We start from the raw sequence: 248 nt of genomic DNA, 5'->3' as shown, positions 1-248 counted from the left end.
GCCCTGTAAGGGGTGGAGTTGACTGGTACTAATAGGCCGAGGGCTTGCTACAAAAATGCTACGCATCCACTGTGCGGTGTCTGAGACACCAACCACCCCCGCCACCGCGGGACCCTGCTCAGGGGTTCGTTGGTGGGGTTGTTGGTTGTGTTTGTTTCATAGTGTTACGGCGGTCATAGCGGTGGGGAAACGCCCGGTCCCATCCCGAACCCGGAAGCTAAGCCCACCTGCGCCGATGGTACTGCACT

Annotated in this window: 1 rRNA gene; it reads left to right on the top strand. The window is 59.3% G+C overall.

From position 1 onward, the window contains the following. Positions 1–165: 165 nt before the first annotated feature. Positions 166–248, top strand: a 5S ribosomal RNA gene (rrf, locus tag QSK30_RS36700); the annotation flags it as partial.

Source organism: Actinokineospora sp. NBRC 105648, from assembly GCF_030269645.1.
Taxonomy (GTDB): Bacteria; Actinomycetota; Actinomycetes; order Mycobacteriales; family Pseudonocardiaceae; genus Actinokineospora.
Note: the sequence above shows the minus strand (reverse complement) of the source record. Positions and strands in the feature narration are given on the sequence as shown.